Source organism: Actinomycetota bacterium, from assembly GCA_036280995.1.
In the GTDB taxonomy this organism is placed as follows: Bacteria; Actinomycetota; CALGFH01; order CALGFH01; family CALGFH01; genus CALGFH01.
On record DASUPQ010000509.1, the window covers coordinates 1 to 5,382 of the forward strand.

Genomic DNA, 5,382 nt, shown 5'->3' on the forward strand with positions numbered 1-5,382 from the left:
ATGCTGTCTCCTCGTCGACATCCCTTGGGGTGACGAACATACGGTAGGGTGGTCGCCCTGTCGACGACCGCTGCGAGGACCCTTGCACGCACCGCTCGAGGAGCAGCGCGCCCTGCTCCAGCTTCAGGCCCACGACTCGGCGATCGACCGGCTCGAGCATCGACGTGGGTCGCTGCCGGAGGACGCCCGTCTGGCCGAGCTGGCCGAGGCCCTGGGCGTCGTCGACCAGTCCAGCGCCGAGCGCGAGGGCACCCTGGCCACCGTCCAGCGCGACCAGACCCGCCTCGAGCACGAGATCGACATGGTCACCACCAAGGCCCGCAACGAGGAGGCGCGGGCCGCCTCGGGCAAGGTGACCAGCCCCAAGGAGCTGACCGCCATCCAGGAGGAGGTGGCCAGCCTGAAGCGGCGCCAGGGCACACTCGAGGACGAGCTGCTGGAGCTGATGGAGCAGCGCGAGACCCTCGAGGCGGAGCTGGGCGAGCTGGCCACCCGGCGCGACGGCTTCACCGCCGAGCAGACCGAGGTCACCAAGGCCCGCGACGCCGCCCTGGTCGAGATCGACCGGGAGCTGGACGGCGAGCGGAGCGCCCGCGACCAGGTCGTGCCGAACGTGGGCGAGCAACTGCGCGCCCTCTACGAACAGATCCGCTCCCGGCAGGGCGGGGTCGGTGCGGCCGCGCTCGTCGGCAACACCTGCCAGGGCTGCCGGGTGTCGATCTCCCCGGTCGAGCTGGCCGCGATCCGTAAGCTCCCACCCGAGGAGATCAAGCGCTGCGAGAACTGCCGCCGGATCCTGGTGGTCGAGTGACGCATCCCGACGTCGTCGTCTGGACCGACGGGGGCGCCAGAGGCAACCCGGGACCAGCCGGGTACGGGGCGGTCCTGACCAGTCCCGGTGGCGAGGTGCTGGCCGAGGTGGCCGAGGGGATCGGCTGGGCGACCAACAACGTGGCCGAGTACCGGGGCGTGATCGCCGGGCTCCGCCGGGCCAAGGAGCTGGGCGCCCGCCGGGTCCGCGTCCGGGCCGACTCGCTGCTGGTCGTCAACCAGCAGAAGGGCCTGTGGAAGGTGAAGAACGCCGCCCTGCGCCCCCTGTCGGAGGAAGCTGCCCGCCTGGCCCGCGAGTTCGACCGGGTCGTCTGGGAACATGTCCCCCGGGAACGTAACCGCCGCGCCGACGCCCTCGCCAACCGCGCCATGGACGATCAGGGCCGGGTCGCGCGCCCCCGCCCGGCCCGCGACCCGGAGCAGCTCCGCCTGTCCTGATCCCGACCCGGGACCAGTCAGGAGAACGCGTCGCGCTCGGGCGGCGGCGGGGGGCGGTCGCCGACCTCGGGCTGGCCCCAGGTGACCCGGGTCGAGCCGGCCGGCCGGGAGGTGCCGTCCATGATCACGACCCGCCGGCCGCCGCGGCGGCGGAGGCGGCGTTCGGCCAGGCGCGGGGCCAGCCGCCGGGCCAGGGCCCGGGTCGGGGGCAGCAGCAGCAGGACCCCGGCCACGTCGGTGAGGAACCCGGGGGTGAGCAGCAGGGCCCCGGCGAGCAGGATCATGGCCCCGTCGGCCACCTCGACGGTCGGGACGCGCGCCTCGGCCAGGGCGAGCTGGAACCGCCGCCAGGCGGCCAGCCCCTCCCGCTTGGCCAGCCAGGCGCCGGCCACGCTGACGACCAGCAGGAGCACCAGCGTCGGCACCAGCCCGATGACGTCGCCGACGGCGATCAGCACCGCCAGCTCGGCCAGCGGGACGAGGATGAAGGCGATGGCCAGGATGGGGACCATGCTCCCAGTATGGACCCGCCCGGCCGGGTTCGGGTGGCATACTTGGCATGCAGGGGGAGCCGGCTGGGCGGCCGCGGCCCCGGTTCGCCGGGGTCGAGGAAAGTCCGGCCTCCACAGGGCAGGGTGCTGGCCAACCGCCAGTCGGGGCGACCCGCAGGACAGTGCCACAGAGAACAGACCGCCACCCCGCGCGAGCGGGGCGGCAAGGGTGAAACGGTGCGGTAAGAGCGCACCAGCGGCCGGGTGACCGGTCGGCTTGGTAAACCCCAGCCGGAGCAAGGTCGAATAGGGGACGCACCGGCCGCGCAACGCGGCCGCGGAGGCTGGCCCGGCCGAGTCCCCTGGTGGACCGCACGAGGCCGGCGGCAACGCCGGTCCCAGATGGATGGCCGCCACCCCGGGACCTCCCGGGGCACAGAAGCCGGCTTACAGGCCGACTCCCCCTGCACTACCCCGCTAACCCGGGCGGTTGCCCCGACGCTGCCCTGCGGGTGCACTTGTGGCGCACATACCTCGCGTCGCCGCCTTCTCAGTGGCATCGGCTGGCCGGCCGGGCACCTGGTCCACGGCCTCTCGGGTGCGTCCCCGGGAGTCCGGCCACAGGTGCGAGTAGGTGTCCAGCGTTTCCACCGACGATCTGTGGCCGAGCCGCCGCTGTGCCACCTCGACGCGTTCGCCGTGCTGAATGAGCAGAGAGGCGTAGTAGTGCCGAAGGTCATGGAGTGTCACCTCGGCGCGGCGGCGGCCGGGCGCCAGATGGACGAGAAGCGGGTCCGCCCGCAGCAGGCTGCTGCGGACGATCGACGGCGCCCACCAGGTGCCTCTCGGGGTCCGCATCCGTCACCTCCCGGGCGATCAGGTGATCGAGGTCGCCGACGACGACGCCCTGCGGGCGCGCCGGCGCCGCCGCACTTCGCCGAGCCGTTCGGGTGCCTGGTGTCCTGAGGGGTCCGGCGGCGGCATCGGCTGGCTGCCGATGGCGTGAGGCCTCGCCGCGGTTGTCACAGTTCCGGGTCGCGTTCTGTCAATAGGAGTGAGAGACCGCGCTTGCCTGGACGTGATCGCACCATGACACCACTACGCCACCGACCATCCGGCGGGCGCCGCCTGGAGCGGCGCCTTGCCGCACGCTCTGACCGTGCCCAGCGGTGGGCCGACCGGCGGCTCGGAGCCACCAGCCCCGCCCGCGCCGCGCTGCGCAGGGCCTACCCCGACCACTGGGCGTTCCTGTTCGGCGAGATCGCCCTCTACTGCCTGGTCGTGCTCGTGGTCACGGGGTTGTTCCTGAGCGTCTTCTACGTGCCCGACGTCCGCGGCCAGGTCACCTACCAGGGCCCCTACGCGCCGCTGCGCGGCCAGCCGGTGACCGAGGCGTTCAACTCGGTGATGCGGATCTCCTTCGAGGTCCCCGCCGGGCTGCTGGTGCGCCAGACCCACCACTGGGCCTCGCTGGTGTTCGTCGCGGCGGTCGTGCTGCACCTGTGCCGCATCTTCTTCACCGGCGCCTTCCGCCGGCCCCGACAGCGCACCTGGGTGGTCGGCATCGCGGTGCTGCTGCTGGTGATGGCCCAGGGCCTGGCCGGCCACTCGTTGCCCGACGACCTGCTGTCCGGGATGAGCCTGCAGGTCGTCTGGTCCGCGGTGCTGGCGATCCCGGTGATCGGCCCCGAGGTCGCCTACCTGCTGTTCGGCGGCGAGTCCCCTAGCCCCGAGGCGATCCCGCGGCTGTTCGTGCTCCACACGATGCTGCTCCCGGCCTTGCTGGTTGGCCTGCTGGCCGTCCACCTCGGGACGGTGGTGCGGCACCGGCGCCACCCTGGGCCGGGCCGCGGCGAGGGGGACGCCGCCAGCGCGCAGCGCCGGCCCGAGCGGGCCCTGGCGTCGCTCAGCCTGCTGCTGCTGGTCGCCGCCGTGCTCGCCCTGCTCGGCGGGGTGGCGCAGATCAACCCCGTCTGGCAGCTCGGCCCTCACCACCCGGCCAGGGGCACCTCCCCGGCGCAGCCGGACTGGTACCTGGCCTTCCTCGACGGGCTGGTGCGGCTGGCCCCGCCGTGGGGCTTCGAGCTGTTCGGCTGGACCATCTCGGAGATGCTCTGGCCCGCGCTGCTGTTCCCCGCGGTCGCCTTCGGCATCCTGACCCTGTGGCCCTGGATCGAGCGGCGCCTGGGCGGCGACCGCGCCGAGCACCAGCTGCTCGACCGGCCGCGCGACGCACCGCTGCGCAGCGCCATCGGCGCCGCCGGGCTGACCATGTTCCTGGTCGCCTTCGTGGCGGCCGGCAACGACATCCTGGCGGTCCTGCTCCACCTCCCGCTGGAGGCGGTCACCAGGCTGCTGCAGTGGTCGTTCATGCTCGGTCCGGTGGTGGTCGGCCTGGTCACCTACGCGGTGTGCCGCTCGCTGGGCCGCAGTGGCCTGCACCCCGCCAGCTCGGCCGCCGGGCCGCGCCTGGAGCGCACCGCCAGCGGCGGCTACCGGACCGTACCGGTCGACTGACGCGGGCCGTGGCGGCCTCGCGAGGTCAGCCCGGCGGGGGAGCCTGGCCGGGCTGACCAGCCCGGTCGGGTAGGCGACGACCACGACGGCGAGCCGCGCTGTGACCGGGGAACACGATCCAGAGGACGACAGCCTCCAGGCTCGGTCGCCCGCCCAGAGATGATCGCTTACACGGCAGTCAAAGCCGAGCGCTGTCGTCAGCGTCAGATCGACGATGTCCCAGGCACGCTCAATCCGCCGGCGTTCAGGCCGCGGTGAAGGTGGACAAGACTCCACAGGCCCTCCTTCGAGGGTCGTAGAGCCCCCGGCCTACGGCGGGTCGGCGGCGCAACTTAGGAGCATCGGTGTTCTGTCGTGGGTGCTGCACAGTACGCCGTATCCCCCTTCTGCACCGGTCAGGGGCGGCATCGGGTGTGGCCCCGATGGTCAGCTCCTCGCCCGGGCCCGGTGGTTCAGGTGGGACGGATGCCGCCGCGTCGAGCGGTCATGGCGGTCCGCAGCCCTTGGGGCCCCTCAGGGTCGGCCTCACGCGAGGACCCTTGCCGAGCTGCTTGTAGGCGCACATCAGCGGCCGGTCGCCGGCCACAGGCCGGCTCCCTCTGCGCTCGCCGTCGTTGCCCGTTGTGGCAAGCTGCTGGGCATGGATCTGCCCAGCAACCCGCCGGTGTCGCCGGCGGTTCGCATCACCGTGCTGCTCCGACTGGTCAGCGAGGGGTTCCAGGACGCCTTCGGTACCGGCCCGGAGTGGCTGGAGGCGCCGCCGGTCGACCTGGCCGAGCTCCGCGAGGTGGTCGGGGTCGAGCGGATCGGGCAGTTGCGGGACGCCACCGGGCTGCGCGAGGGCGAGGGGTACGCGGCCGGCGGGCCGCCGGGGGTGGTGCGGCTGGCCGCGGCCGCTCACGAGGGGGTGCTGGGGCTGCTCGGCGTGGCCGCGCTCCCGCCCGACGTCATCATCGAGCAGACCGCCGAAGGCCCCCGCTACCACGCGCCCGAGGACTGGTTCCTCACCACCCCGGCCGGCGGCCCCGGCCGCAACTGACCGGTGTTCCGGGCGCAAGCCCCGCCGTTCCAGGCCACGTAGCCCGCTGGCCACGGTGCATGCTGT

At 73.4% G+C, this 5,382-nt stretch carries 6 protein-coding genes and 1 other RNA gene; 5 read left to right on the forward strand and 2 right to left on the reverse strand.

All coding sequences use genetic code 11. From position 1 onward, the window contains the following. Positions 1-82: 82 nt before the first annotated feature. Together VF468_17185 and VF468_17190 are read left to right on the forward strand one after the other, a co-directional pair. Positions 83-811, forward strand: a complete 729-nt coding sequence (locus VF468_17185; protein HEX5880027.1) for a C4-type zinc ribbon domain-containing protein — start codon at positions 83-85, stop codon at positions 809-811. Then, a complete protein-coding gene (locus VF468_17190; protein ID HEX5880028.1) occupies positions 808-1,269 on the forward strand; it encodes a ribonuclease HI family protein in 462 nt (153 codons plus the stop codon). The genes VF468_17185 and VF468_17190 overlap by 4 nt, the downstream gene beginning before the upstream one ends. Before the next feature lie 17 nt (positions 1,270-1,286). On the opposite strand, the gene VF468_17195 is transcribed toward VF468_17190, so the two are convergent. Continuing rightward, positions 1,287-1,781, reverse strand: coding sequence for an FxsA family protein (locus tag VF468_17195; protein HEX5880029.1), 495 nt, complete (start codon positions 1,779-1,781; stop codon positions 1,287-1,289). A gap of 55 nt (positions 1,782-1,836) precedes the next feature. Here VF468_17195 and rnpB point away from each other — a divergent pair. Beyond that, positions 1,837-2,226, forward strand: an RNA gene (gene rnpB / locus VF468_17200) — RNase P RNA component class A. 11 nt (positions 2,227-2,237) lie between these two features. On the opposite strand, the gene VF468_17205 is transcribed toward rnpB, so the two are convergent. Then, positions 2,238-2,618, reverse strand: coding sequence for a tyrosine-type recombinase/integrase (locus tag VF468_17205; protein ID HEX5880030.1), 381 nt, complete (start codon positions 2,616-2,618; stop codon positions 2,238-2,240). Between the two features lie 231 nt (positions 2,619-2,849). On the opposite strand from VF468_17205, the gene VF468_17210 reads away from it, so the two are divergent. After that, positions 2,850-4,277: a cytochrome b N-terminal domain-containing protein gene (locus VF468_17210; protein ID HEX5880031.1), complete on the forward strand. Its 1,428-nt coding sequence runs from the start codon at positions 2,850-2,852 to the stop codon at positions 4,275-4,277. A gap of 640 nt (positions 4,278-4,917) precedes the next feature. Next, positions 4,918-5,316, forward strand: a complete 399-nt coding sequence (locus tag VF468_17215; protein ID HEX5880032.1) for a hypothetical protein — start codon at positions 4,918-4,920, stop codon at positions 5,314-5,316. Positions 5,317-5,382 lie beyond the last annotated feature (66 nt).

Coding starts and splice junctions, on each gene's coding strand:
- VF468_17195 (HEX5880029.1), bottom strand. CDS start 1,781: ATGGTCCCCATCCTGGCCATCGCCTTCATCCTCGTCCCGCTGGCCGAG.
- VF468_17205 (HEX5880030.1), bottom strand. CDS start 2,618: ATGCGGACCCCGAGAGGCACCTGGTGGGCGCCGTCGATCGTCCGCAGC.
- VF468_17210 (HEX5880031.1), top strand. CDS start 2,850: ATGACACCACTACGCCACCGACCATCCGGCGGGCGCCGCCTGGAGCGG.
- VF468_17215 (HEX5880032.1), top strand. CDS start 4,918: ATGGATCTGCCCAGCAACCCGCCGGTGTCGCCGGCGGTTCGCATCACC.